General features: G+C 70.7%; 10 protein-coding genes. 1 reads left to right on the forward strand and 9 read right to left on the reverse strand.

Annotation, left to right across the window (positions count from 1 at the left end):
* Both ACFY1L_RS32315 and ACFY1L_RS32320 read right to left on the reverse strand, forming a co-directional pair.
* A partial coding sequence (locus tag ACFY1L_RS32315) for a maltotransferase domain-containing protein (RefSeq protein ID WP_388831913.1) occupies positions 1-1340 on the reverse strand: 1340 nt, incomplete at its 3' end.
* 206 nt (positions 1341-1546) lie between these two features.
* Positions 1547-2749: a S8 family peptidase gene (locus tag ACFY1L_RS32320; RefSeq protein WP_388831915.1), complete on the reverse strand. Its 1203-nt coding sequence runs from the start codon at positions 2747-2749 to the stop codon at positions 1547-1549.
* Between the two features lie 260 nt (positions 2750-3009).
* On the opposite strand from ACFY1L_RS32320, the gene ACFY1L_RS32325 reads away from it, so the two are divergent.
* The gene (locus ACFY1L_RS32325) at positions 3010-5628 is read left to right on the forward strand and encodes a glycosyltransferase family 1 protein (RefSeq protein WP_388831917.1); all 2619 of its coding nucleotides are present in this window, start codon (positions 3010-3012) and stop codon (positions 5626-5628) included.
* A gap of 4 nt (positions 5629-5632) precedes the next feature.
* On the opposite strand, the gene ACFY1L_RS32330 is transcribed toward ACFY1L_RS32325, so the two are convergent.
* From ACFY1L_RS32330 to ACFY1L_RS32360, 7 genes are all read right to left on the reverse strand, one after another.
* Positions 5633-6151 carry a DUF1990 domain-containing protein gene (locus tag ACFY1L_RS32330; RefSeq protein WP_388831919.1) on the reverse strand — a complete coding sequence of 173 codons (519 nt, stop codon included), beginning with the start codon at positions 6149-6151 and terminating at the stop codon, positions 5633-5635.
* Positions 6152-6220: 69 nt separating this feature from the next.
* Entirely contained in the window at positions 6221-7888 is a 1668-nt protein-coding gene (locus ACFY1L_RS32335; protein WP_388831921.1) for a M4 family metallopeptidase, read from the reverse strand.
* Positions 7889-8182: 294 nt separating this feature from the next.
* On the reverse strand, positions 8183-10216 hold the full coding sequence (locus ACFY1L_RS32340) for a M4 family metallopeptidase (protein ID WP_388831922.1): 2034 nt from the start codon (positions 10214-10216) through the stop codon (positions 8183-8185).
* 224 nt (positions 10217-10440) lie between these two features.
* Positions 10441-12141, reverse strand: coding sequence for an ABC transporter ATP-binding protein (locus ACFY1L_RS32345; protein ID WP_388832733.1), 1701 nt, complete (start codon positions 12139-12141; stop codon positions 10441-10443).
* Positions 12142-12194: 53 nt separating this feature from the next.
* Positions 12195-13976, reverse strand: a complete 1782-nt coding sequence (locus ACFY1L_RS32350; protein WP_388831924.1) for an ABC transporter ATP-binding protein — start codon at positions 13974-13976, stop codon at positions 12195-12197.
* A 24-nt stretch (positions 13977-14000) separates the two neighbouring features.
* The gene (locus ACFY1L_RS32355) at positions 14001-15860 is read right to left on the reverse strand and encodes an ABC transporter ATP-binding protein (RefSeq protein WP_388831926.1); all 1860 of its coding nucleotides are present in this window, start codon (positions 15858-15860) and stop codon (positions 14001-14003) included.
* On the reverse strand, positions 15857-17668 hold the full coding sequence (locus ACFY1L_RS32360; protein WP_388831928.1) for an ABC transporter ATP-binding protein: 1812 nt from the start codon (positions 17666-17668) through the stop codon (positions 15857-15859). Before ACFY1L_RS32360 ends, ACFY1L_RS32355 begins: the two co-directional genes overlap by 4 nt.
* Positions 17669-17698: the final 30 nt, after the last annotated feature.

Here is a 17698-nt window from a genome sequence, read left to right on the forward strand (position 1 = left end):
GCCTCCGCCAGGAAGATCACGTCGGGGTCGGTGGCGTTGATGTCGGCGATCACCTGCTGCCAGAAGACGACCGGCTTGGTGTGCGGGTTGTCCACCCTAAAGATCCGCACCCCCAGGTCCATCCAGACCCGCAGCACCCGCAGCGTCTCCGCGGTCAGTCCGTCCATGTCCGTGTCGAAGGCGATGGGGTAGATGTCCTGGTACTTCTTCGGCGGGTTCTCGGCGTAGGCGATGGTGCCGTCCGGGCGGTGGTGGAACCACTCGGGGTGTTTGTGCACCCAGGGGTGGTCCGGGGAGCACTGCAGGGCGAAGTCGAGGGCGATCTCCAGGCCGTGGCCGCGGGCCTCGCGGACGAACCAGGCGAAGTCCTCGATGGTGCCCAGCTGGGGGTGGACGGCGTCGTGGCCGCCCTCGGGGGAGCCGATCGCCCAGGGCACGCCGACGTCGTCCGGGCCGGGGGAGAGGGTGTTGTTGCGGCCCTTGCGGAAGGTGGTGCCGATGGGGTGGATGGGGGGCAGGTAGACGACGTCGAAGCCCATGGCGGCGATCGCCGGGAGGCGGCGGGCGGCGGTGCGGAAGGTGCCGTGCGGGATCTGCTCGGTGCCCTCGGAGCGGGGGAAGAACTCGTACCAGGCGCCGTACAGGGCGCGTTCGCGTTCCACCAGCAGCGGCAGGGTCTGCGAGGCGGTGACCAGTTCCCGCAGCGGATGGCGGGCCAGCACCGCATCCACCTCCGGCGTCAACGCCGCCGCCAGGCGCGAGGCGGCCGGGCGGCTCTCGTCCCGCAGGGCGCCGACGGCGGCGAGAATCACGTTCTGCTCGCTGCCCTCGGGGATGCCGTCGGCCGCACGCGCGTACAGCCGGGCGCCCTCCTCCAGGACCAGTTCCGTGTCCATCCCGGCCGGGATCTTGATCTGGGCGTGGTGGCGCCAGGTGGTGACCGGATCGCCCCAGGCCTCCACGGTGTAGGTCCAGCGGCCGGGCTCGCCGGCGGTGACGGTGGCGCCCCAGCGGTCGGTGCCCGGGGCGAGCTCGCGCATCGGTGTCCAGGGGCCGGGGCGGCCGTCCGGGCCGGTCAGGACGACATTGGCGGCGACCGCGTCGTGGCCCTCGCGGAACACGGTGGCCGAGATCTCGAACGACTCGCCGGTCACGGCCTTGGCCGGCCGGCGCCCGTGCTGGACGACCGGGCGGACGTCGAGGACGGGTATGCGCCCGATACCGGCGGTGTCGCCCGCGGAGGGTGGCTCCGGGGCCGGCGGTCCGGCGGTGGCGGGACGCACGGGGGGCGCTTCGGGCTTGCGCGTCGGGGGTGATGACGAGTGGTGCGTGGCGGGCATGACCGCTCCTGTCCGCGTCAACGTGGGTGGGCGGATGACTATGGGGAGGGGGTCCTGCGTGGTGTCTGTCGTGCAAGGTACCCGGAGGAGCCTTCCCACCCTATTCGGGTGAGCATTCCGGCACTTTGTTAACTACTCACGCGTATGTCCACACACAAGACCGGCCCCGTTCGTGAACGAACGGGGCCGGTCCCATAGTGCCTCCGTCAGGACGACGGCACCTGCAGCAGTTCGTCCGGCGAACCGAGTCCCCGGCCGGAGATCTTCCCGGACACCGCCAGTTTGGTGAGCGCCTTGGAGACCTGGGCCGGCGTGGCCTTCGGATGGTCGGCCAGATACAGCGCGGCCGTGCCCGCCGCATGCGGCGTCGCCATCGACGTACCGGAGAAGGTCGCCTTGCCGGTGTCGCTCGCGTACGACGCCGAGGTGATCGACACGCCGGGGGCGAAGAGATCCACGGCCGAGCCGAAGTTGGAGAAGCTCGCCCGGGCGTCCGTCCTGTCGGTCGCCCCGACCGTGATGGCCTCCTTCACGTCCGCCGGGGAGTAGAGCGCGGCCGGCAGACCGTCGTTGCCCGCGGCGACGGCGTACGTGACGCCCGACCTGATGGAATTGCGTACGGCGGCGTCCAGCTGGGCGTTGTGGTAGCCGCCCAGGCTGAGGTTGGCGACCGCGGGCTTCTTCGCGTGCTTGGTCACCCAGTCGATGCCCGCGATGACCTGCGCCGTCGTACCGGAGCCGTCGTTGTCGAGGACGCGGACGGCGATCACCTTGGCCTGCTTGGCGACGCCGTACGTCTTGCCGACGATCGTGCCGGCGACGTGTGTGCCGTGGCCGTTGCCGTCGGCGGCGGTCTTGTCGTTTCCGACGAAGTCCCAGCCGTAGCTCGCGCGGCCGCCGAAGTCCTTGTGCGTGATCCGGATGCCGGTGTCGATCACGTAGGCGGTGACCCCTTTGCCCGCCGATTCGGGCCAGGTGTAGCTCTTGTCCAACGGCAGGTTCGGCTGGTCGATCCGGTCCAGACCCCAGGACGGCGGGTTCTTCTGCGTGTGGTCGAGCGACACGCGCGTGTCCTGGGCGACGGAGGCGACCTGTGAGTCGGCCGCGAGGCGCTTGGCCTGTCTTTCGTTGGCCCTGATCGCATAGCCGTTGAGGGCCGTGCCGTACGTGTGGCTTATTTTCGCCCCGTACTTCTCGGCGATGTCCTTTCCGGTCGCCGACGGAGCCTTCGTTCCCCCCTTGAGTGTCACCAGGTAACTTCCGCTGACGGAACCGGGCTCACCGGCGCCGAGTATCTGCCCCTCCGGTGCGGCGTGCGCAGGCAGGGTGATGGCCGAAAGCGCGGCAGCACAGGCCACCGCGGTCAACCCCCCAGTCCAGCGCAGACGCCGTGTTCGCGTCCGTGCCATGGTCAGTTCCCCTCCATTGACTCCACTTGGCAGCCTCTCGTGCGGTGTAGAGGCCCACAAGGGGGCCTACGGGGGCGGAATCGGCCATGTCGGCCATGGGGGACCCGTGAAGGTTGCGGCGCTTTTCGGTCTGTGTACGACTGTGTCGTGCTCTTGGACGTGGCGTGGTTACGGAACCCCCTGCACCGATACCGTCGAGGTTGACGACGAGGCGCACACCGTTGTGCGTCCGCACAGCGACACACGCGTCGAGGTGGAAAGTGAAGGCGATCCGTCGATTCACCGTCCGACCCGTTCTCCCCGAACCCCTGCGGCCGCTCAGCGACCTGGCCCGCAATCTGCGCTGGTCCTGGCATGCGGAGACCCGCGACCTGTTCCAGTCCGTCGACCCCGAGCGCTGGGCCGCCTCGGAATGCGATCCCGTACGGCTCCTGGGCAGCGTGTCGCCGGCGCGGCTGGCGGAGCTCGCCGAGGACCGCCGCTTCCTGCGCCGGCTGGCCGCGGTGGCGGACGATCTCAGCGACTACGTCAGCGGCGAGCGCTGGTACCAGACCCAGTCCGGTGAACTCCCCGCGGCCATCGCCTACTTCTCGCCCGAGTTCGGCATCACGGCCGCCCTGCCCCAGTACTCCGGCGGCCTCGGCATCCTCGCCGGCGACCACCTCAAGGCGGCCAGCGACCTCGGCGTGCCCCTGATCGGCGTGGGGCTGCTCTACCGGCACGGCTACTTCCGCCAGTCCCTGTCCCGGGACGGCTGGCAGCAGGAGCACTACCCGGTCCTCGACCCCAACGAGCTGCCCGTCGCCCTCCTCGAGGAGCACGACGGCACCCCCGCCCAGGTCTCCCTCGCCCTGCCCGGCGGCCGGCAGCTGCACGCCCGTATCTGGCTCGCCCAGGTCGGCCGCGTCCCGCTGCTGATGCTCGACTCGGACGTCGAGGAGAACGACCTCGGCGAGCGACAGGTGACCGACCGGCTCTACGGCGGCGGCAGCGAGCACCGGCTGCTGCAGGAGATGCTGCTGGGCATAGGAGGGGTCCGCGCGGTACGGACGTACTGCCGTCTGACCGGCCACCCCGCCCCCGAGGTGTTCCACACCAACGAGGGCCACGCCGGCTTCCTCGGGCTGGAGCGCATCGCCGAGCTCTGTGCCGGGGGGCTGGACTTCGACTCCGCACTGGAGGCGGTGCGGGCCGGGACCGTCTTCACCACGCACACACCCGTCCCGGCCGGCATCGACCGCTTCGACCGCGAACTCGTCGCCCACCATTTCGGCCTCGACGCCGAGCTCCCGGGCATCGACGTCGAACGCATCCTGCGGCTCGGCATGGAGACCTACCCCGGCGGCGAACCGAACCTGTTCAACATGGCCGTGATGGGCCTGCGCCTGGGCCAGCGCGCCAACGGCGTCTCGCTGCTCCACGGGCACGTCAGCCGGGAGATGTTCTCCGGGCTGTGGCCGGGATTCGACCCCGACGAGGTGCCGATCACCTCCGTGACCAACGGGGTGCACGCGCCCACCTGGGTCGCCCCCGAGGTGTTCCGGCTCGGTGCCCGGCAGATCGGCGCCCAGCGCACCGAGGACGCGTTGACGGTCGGCGGCTCGGACCGCTGGGACGCGGTCGGGGACATCGCCGACCAGGACATCTGGGAGCTGCGCCGCAACCTGCGCGAGCAGCTGGTGGACGAGGTCCGCGCGCGACTGCGCGCCTCCTGGCGTCAACGCGGCGCGGGAACCGCCGAGTTGGGCTGGATCGACGGGGTCCTCGACCCGGACGTCCTCACCATCGGCTTCGCGCGGCGCGTGCCGTCGTACAAACGACTGACGCTGATGCTGCGCGACCGCGACCGGCTGATGGACCTGCTGCTGCACCCCGAGCGGCCGATCCAGATCGTCGTCGCGGGCAAGGCGCACCCGGCGGACGACGGCGGCAAGCGGCTGGTGCAGGAGCTGGTGCGGTTCGCGGACGACCCGCGGGTGCGGCACCGGATCGTGTTCCTGCCGGACTACGGCATGGCGATGGCGCAGAAGCTCTACCCCGGCTGCGACATCTGGCTCAACAACCCGCTACGGCCGCTGGAGGCGTGCGGGACGAGCGGGATGAAGGCGGCGCTCAACGGCTGCCTCAACCTGTCCGTCCTGGACGGCTGGTGGGACGAGTGGTTCCAGCCCGACTTCGGCTGGGCGATCCCGACGGCGGACGGCGTCGGCACCGATCCCGACCGCCGCGACGACATAGAGGCCGAGGCCCTCTACGACCTGCTGGAACAGCGGGTGGCCCCGCGGTTCTACGAGCGCGGGCAGCACGGTCTGCCCGACCGGTGGATCGAGATGGTCCGCCAGACCCTCACCCTGCTCGGCCCGAAGGTGCTGGCCGGCCGCATGGTCCGCGAGTACGTCGAGCGGCTCTACACGCCGGCCGCGCACGCCCACCGGGCGATGGTCCCCGACTCGGCGCGCGAACTCGCCGCCTGGAAGGGGCGGGTGCGGGACGCCTGGCACGGAGTGACCGTCGACCACGTGGAGACGTCCGCCGCCACGGCCACCGCGGAACTCGGCACCACCCTCGGACTGCGGGTGCGCGTCGGCCTCGGCGAGCTCGGGCCGGACGACGTGGAGGTCCAGGTCGTCTCCGGCCGGGTCGACCCGGAGGACCGCATCGCGGACGCCGTGACGGTCCCGCTGAAACCGGCGGGCGGACCGGACCCCGAGGGACGCTGGGTGTACGAGGGCCCGCTCTCCCTGGACCGCACCGGGCCGTACGGCTACACGGTCCGTATCCTGCCCACGCACCGACTCCTCGCGTCCGGCGCGGAGTTGGGGCTGGTGGCGGTGCCTTCGGAGGAGACGGCCGACGGGGCGGGGGTGTTGTTCCGGTGACGGTCTAGTCCTCGGAGAGGGGCGCGCACAGCTGCTGGAGAACCTTTCCGCAGCGCCGTGCGTACGCGTTCTGCAGGCCCCGTGTGGCCGGTCCGCCCGCCCGGGCGTACCACTTCGCGGGGCGGCTGAACGCCGAGACCGTCAGCCAGACCGTGCCGTCACCGGTGCGGTCCACGACGAAGAGTTCCTCGCCGCACTCCGGGTGGCCGGCCAGCGTGCCGTACGCCCAGCCGGTGCGGCGGGGTTCCTCGACCGTGTAGACGATGCGGCACGGCGCCTTGATCACTCCGGCGAGGGTGACGGTGACGTCGACGTCCTCGGCGGCGCGCGGTGCGCTCGCGTCGATGCCCACGCCGAGCTCCCGGTGCATCTCCCAGGTCAGCACCGCCTCCGAGGCTCTGCGGAACACCTTCTCGCCCTCGCCGATGCGCGTGCGCACATGCAGCGGGCGGAAGCCCGGCGGGCAGAAACCGCCGCGGCGGGTGCCGCCGACGTCGTCGTAGGTGAAGTCCTCCAGGCGCATGGGACACAAGAGTAGGGCGGCGCCCGGGAGTGCCTTCGCCCCGGGTGCCGCCCGCCAACCCCCCTCGGGTCAGCTCACGTTGACCGCGGACCAGGCCGCGGCCACCGCCTTGTACTCGGTGCTACTGGAGCCGTACAGCGCGGACGCCGCCGAAAGCGTGCCGGTACGCGCCGACTTGTAGTTCGTCGTCGACGTGAAGTACGTGGTCAGCGCCTTGTACCAGATCTGCAGCGCCTTGTCCCGGCCGATGCCGGTGACCGTGGAGCCGTTGGACGTCGGCGAGTTGTAGGTCACGCCGTTGATCGTCTTCGAACCGCTGCCCTCGGACAGCAGGTAGAAGAAGTGGTTCGCGACACCGGACGAGTAGTGGACGTCCAGGTCGCCGACGGAGGAGGACCAGGAGTCCGCCGAGCCGCCGTCCTTGCTGGGCTTGTCCATGTAGCGCAGCGGGGTGCCGTCGCCGTTGATGTCGATCTTCTCGCCGATGAGGTAGTCGCCCTTGTCGGACGAGTTGTTGGCGTAGAACTCGACCCCGGTGCCGAAGATGTCCGAGGTGGCCTCGTTCAGGCCGCCGGACTCGTCCGAGTAGTCCAGACCCGCGGTGTTCGCGGTGACACCGTGGCTCATCTCGTGGCCGGCCACGTCCAGCGAGGTCAGCGGGTGGGTGTTGCTCTCACCGTCGCCGTAGGTCATGCAGAAGCAGCTGTCGTCCCAGAAGGCGTTGACGTACGAGCTGCCGTAGTGGACGCGCGAGTAGGCGGCGACGCCGTTGTTCTTGATGCCGCTGCGGCCGAAGGTGGACTTGTAGAAGTCCCAGGTCTCCTGCGCGCCGTACGCGGCGTCGGCGGCCGCGGTCTGGTCCGTGGTGGAGCTGGAGGCGGCGCCGGTGCCCCACGTGTTGTCCGCGTCGGTGAACAGCGTGCCGGTGCCGGAGCTGCTGCTGTGCTTCAGGTTGTACGTCTTGTGACCACCGCGCGAGGTGTCGTACAGCTGGTACGTCGACCCCGACAGGTTGGTGGTGAGGCTGACGGTGCCCGAGTACAGCGTCTTGCCGGTGCCGGTCGCGTTCTCGATGCCCTGGTACTCGAAGAGCTTCTTGCCGGTCGCGGCGTCGGTGATGACGTGCAGCTGGTTCGGGGTGCCGTCGTCCTGCAGGCCGCCGACGATCGTCTCGTAGGCGAGGACGGGCTTGCCGGAGCCGGCCCAGATCACCTTGCGGGCGCCGTCGGCCGCGGACTTGGTGGAGCCCAGCGTCTTGGCGGCGCTGACCGCCTGCTTCTCGGCCTTGGCCGGGGTGACCGTCGCCTTGAGCGAGGCGACCTTGATGGCGGCCTTCGTCGCCTTGGTGACGCCCTCGGCCTTGCCCGACTTCGCGGTGTGGACGACGAGGTCGCCGCCGAGGACCGGCAGGCCCGCGTACGTGCGCTCGTAGCGCGTGTGCAGCGTGCCGTCGACGTCCTTCACGACGTCCTTGGCGACCAGCTTCTCCTTGGTGCCGAGGCCTATCTGCTGCGCCGTCTCGGCGACGTCGGCCTGCGCCTTCTTGATGAGCGAGGTGCGGGCCCCGGCCGACAGCGCGGTGGGCGCGGCGGCGAGGGGTGCCTTGGCCGAGGTCTCCACCGGGGTCTGGGCGGCGGCCGTACCGGTGGTCAGACCGGTGGTGAGCAGGGCTCCGGCGGCAACGGCGGTTGCGATGGCCAGAGTCGAGCGCTTGTGACGCGCGTAGAGGGGGGTCACACAAGCTCCTTGTGGTGGGGGAGTCCGAAGCGGCCGTGGGGTGGCCGTCCGGAGTTGCTGTGAAGTTGTGCGGCGGTTGTGAGGAAGAGTGACACCAAGGCGCGTACATGTCAGGACCCCCAAGTGATGTTGGCCGAAAACCGACCCTCGGGTGAACATTGCCGGAATGTAAACGGACTTGACCTGGGTAAAGGGCAAACCATCGATGGGCATGTGCGTGGCAAAAAGAGGGCGCCGCCCCGGGGAGTCGAACCACCGGGGCGGCGCCCTGTCTCGGGACCCTGCGGGCAGGGCCTACGGGAAGGTGAGCTTCCAGCTGTTGATGTAGCCGGTGTCCTGGGCCGCCTGGTCCTGGACCTTCAACTTCCATGTGCCGTTGGCGACTTCGGAGGAGGCGTTGACCGTGTAGGTCTCGTTGACGTTGTCCGCCGAGTCGGAGGAGCTGAAGTTCTTCAGGCGGTACGTGGACCCGTCCGGCGCCACCAGGTCGATGACGAGGTCGCCGCGCCAGGTGTGGACGATGTCGACCGAAACCTGAAGGTTCGACGGGGCGTTGCCCGTCCGGCCGGACACGGTGATGGACGAGGTGACCGCGGCCCCGTTGTCCGGAATCGACACGTCGGCGGTGTTCTCGAAGGACGTGCCGCCACCGCCGCCGCCACCGGAGCGCGAACCGACCGCGACGCCCGCCCACGCGTCCTGCACCGCCTTGTACTCGGCGGACGTGGTGCCGTAGAGCTCACCGGCCGCCGCGAGGGTGCCGGTGCGGGCGCCCGCGTAGTTGGTGGTGGACGTGAACTTGGTGGTCAGCGCCCGGTACCAGATCTGCAGGGCCTTGTCCCGGCCGATGCCGGTGACCGGAAGCCCGTCCGCGGTGGGCGAGTTGTAGCTGACGCCGTTGATGACCTTGGCGCCGCTGCCCTCGCTCAGCAGGTAGAAGAAGTGGTTCGCGGGACCCGACGAGTAGTGCACGTCGATGCCGCCGATGCCGGAGTACCAGCTGTCCTTGGACGAGCCGTCCTTGCTGGGCTTGTCCATGTAGCGCAGCGGGGTGCCGTCGCCGTTGATGTCGATCTTCTCGCCGATGAGGTAGTCGCCGACGTCGGAGGAGTTGGCGGCGAAGAACTCCACACCGGTGCCGAAGATGTCGGAGGTCGCCTCGTTCAACCCGCCCGACTCACCGCTGTAGTTGAGGCCGGCGGTGTTCGACGTGACGCCGTGGCTCATCTCGTGGCCGGCCACGTCGAGGGAGGTCAGCGGGTCCGCGTTGCCGGAGCCGTCGCCGTACGTCATGCAGAAGCAGCCGTCGTCCCAGAAGGCGTTCACGTACGAGTTGCCGTAGTGCACGCGGGAGTAGGCGCCGACGCCGTTGTTCTTGATGCCGGAGCGGCCGAAGGTGTTCTTGTAGAAGTCCCAGGTGGTCGCGGCGCCGTAGTGCGCGTCGGCGCCCGCGGTCGCGGCGTTCGACGTGGTGCCGTTGCCCCAGGTGTTGCTGGTCTGCGAGAACAGCGTGCCGGTGCCGGACGTGCCGTGGTTCAGGTTGTACGTCTTGTGGTTGCCGCGGTCGCCGTCGGTCAGGTTGTAGTTGGAGCCCGACTGCGTCGTCGTCAGCGAGACCGTGCCGCTGTACTGGGTGTTGCCGGTGCCGGTCGCGTTCTCGATGGCCTGGTACTCGTACAGCTTCTTGCCGGTGGTCGCGTCCGTGATGACGTGCAGCTGGTTCGGTGTGCCGTCGTCCTGGAAGCCGCCGACGACCGTCTCGTACGCCAGGACCGGCTTGCCGTTCGCCGCCCAGATCACCTTGCGCGGCGCCGCGTCGGCGGATGCCTTCTTGCCGCCGAGGGCCTTCGCGCGTTTGACGGCCTGCTGCTCGGCGGCCGCCTTGGTGATGTCCGGGGTGACGTCGGAGACCTTGAGGGACGCGTTCGTCGCCTTGATGACGCGCTTGGTGGCGCCCGACTTGGCGGTGTCGACGATCAGGTCGCCGCCGAGGACCGGCAGGCCGTCGTAGGTGCGCTCGTAGCGGGTGTGCAGCGTGCCGTCGGCGTCCTTCACGACGTCACGGGCGACGAGCCGCTCCTTGGCGGCGAGACCGATGTCCTTCGCGGTCTGCGCGCGTGCGGTGTCGGCGTCGCGTATCAGCTCGGCGCGCTGCGAGGGGGAGAGCTTCACGGCCGCGTGGGCCGGGTTGCCCTTGACCGACGCCGACGGTGCCTTCTCCGTGGCGGCGGATGCGGCGCCCGACTGGACGGCCGCGGCGAGCAGGGCTGTGACGCCGGCGAGGGCGACGATGTGGGAGGTGCGTCTGCGAGAGGAACTGCTTCTCAACACTGACTCCTTCTGCGTGGCCGCGGGTCACGCGGCCAGGGGAGATCCGGACGGTGGGTCGACCGTCCGGGCAGAACTGGGGTGGAGCTGTGGGGTTGCTGTGTTGAAGCTGTGGGAAGGGTGGCAGGAGATTTGCGCCCTGTCAGGAGCGCGTCAGGAAGTTGGCCGGAAATGGTTCGTTGTCCGGTGGTTCATGTTCGGTATCCGGACCGGAGGTTGATCGGTCAGGCACGGTCTCCGTGCCATGTGCCCCACAGCGCCGCGTACGCCCCTTCGGCCGCCACCAGCTCCTCGTGGGTGCCGAGTTCGGTGAGGAGGCCGTCCTCCATCACTGCGACCCGGTCCGCGTCGTGCGCGGTGTGCAGGCGGTGGGCGATGGCGATGACGGTGCGGCCTTCCAGTACGGCGGCCAGCGCGCGCTCGGTGTGCCGGGCGGTCGTCGGGTCGAGCAGCGCCGTGGCCTCGTCGAGGATCAGGGTGTGCGGGTCGGCCAGGACGACGCGGGCGAGGGCGAGTTGCTGGGCCTGGGAGCCGTCCGTACGCGAACCTCCCTCGCCGAGCCGGGAGTTGAGCCCGTCCGGCAGCTCCCGTACCCAGCCGTCGGCGCCGACCGCCGTGAGCGCCGCCCACAACTCCTCGTCGGTGGCGGCCGGTTCGGCGATGAGCAGGTTCTCGCGGACCGTGCCGAGGAACACATGGTGCTCCTGGGTGACCAGGACGACCTGGCGGCGCAGCTGCTCGGGGCCGAGGTCGACGACCGGCACTCCGCCGACCGTCACCGTGCCCTCGGTCGGCGCGTCGACGCCCGCGAGCAGCCTGCTCAGCGTGGTCTTCCCGGCGCCGGAGGGTCCCACCACCGCCAGCCGCTCCCCGGGCCGCACGGTCAGGTCGACACCGCGCAGCACCTCGCCGCCGCGGTCGTAGGCGTACCGCACGCCTGACACGTCGATGCGGTCGTCGGCGGGTGCGGGGGAGCCGTCGTCCGGGGCGGACCGCGGGGCCGCGGCCAGGCCCTCCACGCGGGCGAACGAGGCGTTGCTGCTCTGCAGTTGCTCGACCCGCATCAGGATCTGGTCCAGCGGTTCGGTGAACTGCCGCAGGTACAGCGCGGCCGCCACCACGTCACCGAGCCCCACCGTGCCGCGCGCCTGCAGCACCCCGCCCACCAGCAGCACTCCCGCCACGGGCACGGTGTACGACACCTCGACCGCCGGGAAGAACACGCTGCGCAGGAAGAGGGTGTAGAGGCGGGTGCGCCGGGACGTCTCCAGCGCGTCCCGGCTCGCCGCCGTCCGCCGCGCCTGCAGCCCGAAGGCCTCCACCGTGCGGGCACCGGACGCGGTCGCCGCGAGGATCTCGGCGACCTCCGAGGTGGCCGCACCCTCCGCGAGATAGCCGTCGCGGGCCCGGCGCAGATACCAGCGCAGCGCGAACCAGATGGGGGTCAGCCCGAGTACGCCGAAGAGACCGAGCAGCGGATCGAGCGCGAAGACGGCGCCCATGACGAACAGCGCCTGCACGGTGCTGACCAGCAGTTCGGGCCCGACGTCCCGCAGCGTGGTGCCGACGATGCCCACATCGGCGGTCCCGCGCGCGGTGAGATCGCCGGCGCCGGCCCGCTCCACGACCGATGCGGGCAGCGCCAGTGCGCGGTCGACGAACTCCTCGCGCACCCGGGCGAGGGTGCGCTCGCCGAAGCGGTGGCCCACGTAGCGGGCCCAGCGGGCGAGCAGCAGTTGGGCCAGCGAGGCGACGAGGATGCCGAAGGCCAGGCGGTCGACGGCCGCGACGCCGTGACCGGTCCGTACCTCGTCCACGATGCGGCCGAGCAGCCACGGTCCGGCGAGGCCGGCTGCGGCTGCCAGTGCGTTCAGTGTCAGTGCGGTGGCGAAGGCTTTTCGGTCGGCGCGCATCAGCCGGAGCATGGCTCGGCGTACGGCGGCGGGTTCGGCGACGGGCAGGTGGCCTGTGGAGGGCGTCACCGTACGACCTCCTCGTCCACGTCCCGGGCCACGAGTGCGCGGTAGCCGGGTTCCTCTTCCAGCAGGCGTCTGTGGGTTCCGGTGGCTGCGACCTTGCCGTCGACCAGGTAGTGCACAGTGTCCATCCGGTCGAGGACCAGGGGGGAGGTCGTGGTCAGTACCGTGGTGCGGCCCTCGCGGGCCTCGCGGAGGCGGGCGGCGACGGTGGACTCCGTGTGGGCGTCGAGGGCGGAGGTCGGTTCCACGGCGAGCAGGATCTCGGGGTTGGCCGTGAGTGCTCTGGCCAGGCGGATGCGTTGGCGTTGACCGCCGGAGAGGCTTCGCCCCTGTGCGGTTATCGGAGAGGCCAGGCCTTCGGGGAGGCCCTGGACGATGTCGTCGGCGGCAGCTGCGTGTAGGGCCTGGGTTATGTGCGCCTCGGAGGGTGCCTCGGGTTGTTGTCTGGCGACTGCGGGTTGTGTGTGGCTGGTCGCGCAGTTCCCCGCGCCCCTGAGGGGAGTTGCCGGGCCGCCGAGTACTTCGCGCAGCGTCGCTGCGAAGAGGGCGGCCTCGTTGTCTGCCACCAGGATGCGTGACCGGACCTCAGCCATCGGGATCGAGTCCAGCCGGATCCCACCCCAGGTCGCTGTCGACGGGGCGTACCGTCCGAGGCGGTCCACCACGGCCTCGGCGTCGGACGGGCGGGCCGCCACCAGGGCGGTGAGGTGGCCCGGTAGTACCCGTACGCCCGAGGTGGGGTCGTGCAGGGCGGACGGCTCCGCGGGGCCGGGCTGGGTGCCTTCGTCGGGCTCCGGTTCCAGTTCCAGCAGGCGTACGACGCGACGTGCGGCCACCACGCCGCGGCCCAACTCGTAGGTCATCTGGACGAAGAACGCCACCGGGCCCACCAGCACCGCGACATAGCCGTACACCGCCACCAACTCGCCCACGCTGATGTCCCCTTGGGCGGCCAGCCGGGCCGCCAGCCAGGTCACCAGGGCGAGGAACAGGGTCGGCAGGCCCACGCCGAACGCCTGCATCCAGCTGGCCACCGAGCCCACCCGGTAGCCCTGGGCCCGCAGCCGCTGCGAGTCGTGGCGGAACGCGTCCGCGAACAGGCCTTTGCCGCCGAGGCCGTTGAGGACGCGCAGGCCGCCCGCGAGGTCGCCGATGCGGGCGGTCAGCACGCCCTGCCGCTGCCGGTACTCGGTCTCCACGCCCTGCAGCCGTACGCTCAGCGGCCCGGCGCACAGCGCGATCAGCGGCACGCCGAGCAGGACCACCGCGGCCAGCGGTGCCGAGATGGAGAGAAGCAGTCCGGCCACGACCGCGTAGACGACCACCGCGCCGGCCCCGGGGCCGACGACGGTCAGGGACTGGGCGATCGTCAGCACGTCGCCGACGCCGATCGTGACGACCTCGCCGGCCCCGGCCCGCCTCGGCAGCGCGGCGCCCAGCTTCACCGCGTGCCCGACGACCACCTTGACCGTGCGGAAGTTGGCGTCCATCCGTACGCGCGTCATCGTGCGGTGGCGCATGATGCTCAGCCATGAGTTGACCGCACCCACCACGAAAAGGACGACGGTCCACCAGGCCAGGACGCCGAGGTGGCCCGGCACCAGACCGTCGTCGATGGCCCGGGACATCAGGTACGGCGCCGCCGCCATCAGCACCATCCACACACTGGCCAGCGCCGCCCCGGCGAGACATCTGCCCCACTGGCACTTCACCAGCCACCACAGGAAGTACCAACCGCCCCGACAGTCGGGCGTCCCGGGATCCTCGTACGCGTCGATCATGTGCCCCCGTCCCTCTCGCGTCCGCTACGCCAGACTGTCCCGCCACGCACGGTGCAGATCCGCGAACCGCCCCGTACCCGCGACGAGTTCGGCCGGGCTGCCGTCCTCCACGATCCTGCCGTGCTCCATGACCAGTACCCGGTCCGCGATCTCGACGGTCGACAGCCGGTGCGCGATGACGACCGCCGTACGACCCCGCAGGACCGTCAACATGGCGCGCTGCACGGCCCGTTCGCCCGGGATGTCGAGCGAGCTGGTCGCCTCGTCGAGGATCAGCACGGCCGGGTCCGCGAGCAACGCCCGTGCGAAGGCGACGAGTTGGCGCTGACCGGCGGAGATACGGCCGCCTCTCTTCCGTACGTCCGTGTCGTACCCGTCGGGCAGCGCGCTGATGAACTCGTGCGCGCCGATCGCCTTCGCCGCCCGCTCGATGTCCTCCCGGGTGGCGTCCGGGCGGCCGATGGCTATGTTCTCGGCGACCGTGCCGGAGAACAGGAACGCCTCCTGCGTCACCATCACCACCCCGCGCCGCAGCTCGGGCACGGACAGCTCGCGCAGGTCGACCCCGTCCAGCAGGACGCGGCCCTCGGAGGGGTCGTAGAAGCGGGCGAGCAGTTTGGCCAGCGTGGACTTGCCGGCGCCGGTCGAGCCGACGACCGCGACCGTCTGCCCGGCCGGGACGGTGAGGTCGAAGCGGGGCAGGACCTCGCCGCCGGTGCGGTAGCCGAAGCGGACGCCGTCGAAGACGACCTCGCGGCCGGGGTGCTCGCTCTCGAGTACCGGGAGTTCCACGGGTGTCGACGGCTCCGGCACGGACGGAGTCTGCGCCAGCAGCCCGGCGATCTTCTCCAGGGAGGCCGCCGCCGACTGGTACGAGTTCAGGAACATGCCGAGCCGGTCGATGGGGTCGTACAGCCGCCGCAGGTACAGGACGGCGGCCGCCAGCACGCCGAGCTCCAGCGAGCCGGACGCCACCCGGTGGGCGCCCCACAGCACGATCAGCGCGACGGCCGTGTTGGCGACCAGCCGGGAGCCGACGACGTAACGCGCCATCTCCAGCATCGCGTCGCCGTTGACGCGCTCGTGGCGCTTGTTGAGGACGCGGAAGTCGCCGTCGTTGGCCTTCTCGCGGCGGAACGCGCGCACCGGGCGGATGCCGTTCATGGTCTCGACGAACTTGACGATGACGGCCGCGATCGCGGTGGACCGCACGCGGTACACCTGCACCGCGCGCCGCTGGTAGACCCGTACGAGGAGATACAGCGGCACGAAGGACGCCACCGCCACCGCACCCAGCCCCAGGTCGAGCCAGAGCAGCATCGCCGAGATGTAGACGAAGGAGAGGATGACGGTGACGAGTTCCTGCAGGCCTTCGTTCAGCAGCTCGCGCAGGGACTCGACATCGGCCGTGGACCGGGAGATCAGCCGGCCCGAGGTGTAGCGCTCGTGGAAGTCGATGCTCAGCGCCTGCGCGTGCCGGAAGATACGGCCGCGCAGATCGAGCAGCACGTCCTGGCTGACGCGCGCGGAGGCGATGATGAACGCGTACTGCAGCCCGCCGGAGACCAGCGCGCACAGCCCGTACGCCACGGCCACCGCGATCAGCGGGCCGTGGCGCTGGTCCCGGAACGCCGGCACCGCGTTGTCGATCGCGTACGCCACCAGCAGCGGGCCCGCCTGCACCGCCGCCTGCTGGAGCAGCAGGAGCAGCGTGGTGACCGTGACGCGGGCCTTCAACGGGGTGAGCAGGGAGCGCAGCAGCGTGGCGGTGGCGCCCGGGGGAGTGGGCAGGACGTCGCGGTCGAAGGGGTCGTCGGCACCCTTCGGGCGGGGGAGGTCCGGCTCGTCGTCCGCCATGGGGACGGAGGTGGTCGGCGCGGTCATCGGTCGTCCTCCGCTTCCCCGGTGCCGGACATCAGATGGGCGTACTCGGCGTTCGTGCGCAGCAGTTCCTGGTGGGTGCCGACGGCGGTGATCCGGCCGCCGGAGAGCAGCGCGACGCGGTCGGCGAGCAGCACGGTGGACGGGCGGTGCGCCACGATGAGGGCGGTGGTCTCCGCGAGCACGTCCCGCAGGGCGGCCTCGACTGCGGCCTCCGTGTGCACGTCCAGCGCGGACAGCGGGTCGTCGAGCACCAGGAACCTCGGTCTTCCCACGACGGCCCGCGCGAGCGCCAGCCGCTGCCGCTGACCGCCGGAGAGGCTCAGGCCCTGTTCGCCGACCTGGGTGTCGGTGCCCTGGGGGAGGGCGTGCGCGAAGTCGGCCTGGGCGACGGCGAGTGCGCGGTTGAGCTCCGCGGCGCCCGCGCTGTCGTCGGCGCCCATGAGCACGTTGCCCCCGACGCTCGCGGAGAAGAGGGTGGGTTCCTCGAAGGCGACCGCGACCTTGGAGCGCAGCTCCTCACGGGACATCGCGGTGATGTCCTCACCGTCCAACGTGATCCGCCCGTCCGTCACTTCGTGCAGGCGGGGGACGAGAGCGGTGAGCGTGGTCTTGCCGCTGCCGGTGGCACCGACGAGGGCCATGGACTCGCCGGGGCGGATGTGGAGGTCTATGCGGTCGAGAACGGGAGCGGAGTCGGCAGGGGCGTCGGGGTACCGGAACCGGACGTCGCGGAACCGGAGGCCGGTCTCCTCGGACCCGGTCGAAGCGGTCTCGACGATGCTCCGATCCTCGGGTTCCTCGTCCATCACCTCGAAGTACCGCTCCGTGGCCGTCGCCGCCTCCTGACTCATCGCCAGCAGGAAGCCGATCGAGTCCACCGGCCACCGCAGCGCAAGTGCCGTGGACAGAAAGGCGACCAGCGTGCCGGCCGACAGGTCGCCGTCCGCGACCTGCACCGTCCCCAGCACCAGCGCCGCCCCGATCGCCACCTCCGGCAGCGTCACGATCACGCCCCAGATCGTGGCGAGGAGGCGGGCCTTGTGCAGCTCCGTCCCCCGCAGCGTCCGCGACAGCTCCCGGAACGCCCGGGCCTGGCTGCGGTGCCGCCCGAACCCCTTGATGATCCGGATGCCGAGCACGCTCTCCTCGACGACCGTGGTCAGATCGCCGACCTGGTCCTGCGCGCGCCGCGCCACCGTGGCGTACCGCTTCTCGAAGATCACGCAGGTGACCACCACCGGAATCGCCGGGCCGAGGATGACCAGTCCGAGCGTCCAGTCCTGCAGCAGCATGATGACCACGCCGACGAGGATCGTCACCCCGTTGACCAGCAGAAAGGTCAGTGGGAAGGCGAGGAACATGCGCAGCAGCATCAGATCCGTCGTGCCCCGCGACAGCAGCTGGCCCGAGGACCACCGGTCGTGGAAGGCGACCGGCAGCCGCTGCAGATGCGAGTACAGATCCGCCCGCATCCCCGCCTCGACGCTCGACAGCGGCCGCGCCACCAGCCACCGCCGCAGCCCGAACAGCAGCGCCTCGGCGAGCCCGAGGAGCAGCAGGTACAGCGCGCCGAGCCACACGCCCGCCGGGTCCCGGTCGGCAACCGGACCGTCGACCATCCACTTCAGCACGAGCGGGATCACGAGCCCCGTACAGGAGGCGAGGACCGCGACGAACGCGGCGGTGGACAGCCGTGCCCGCACGGGCCGCACGTAAGGCCACAGGCGCAGCAGTGTGCGTACGGCGGATCGGTCCTTGATCTCCCCGGCTTTTCCGGCTTCCTCGGCGGTTGCACGTGTAGTCGACATCATCAGCGAGCCTACGGACCGGCACTGACA

It is taken from the genome of Streptomyces sp. NPDC001663 (assembly GCF_042893105.1).
Classification (GTDB): domain Bacteria; phylum Actinomycetota; class Actinomycetes; order Streptomycetales; family Streptomycetaceae; genus Streptomyces.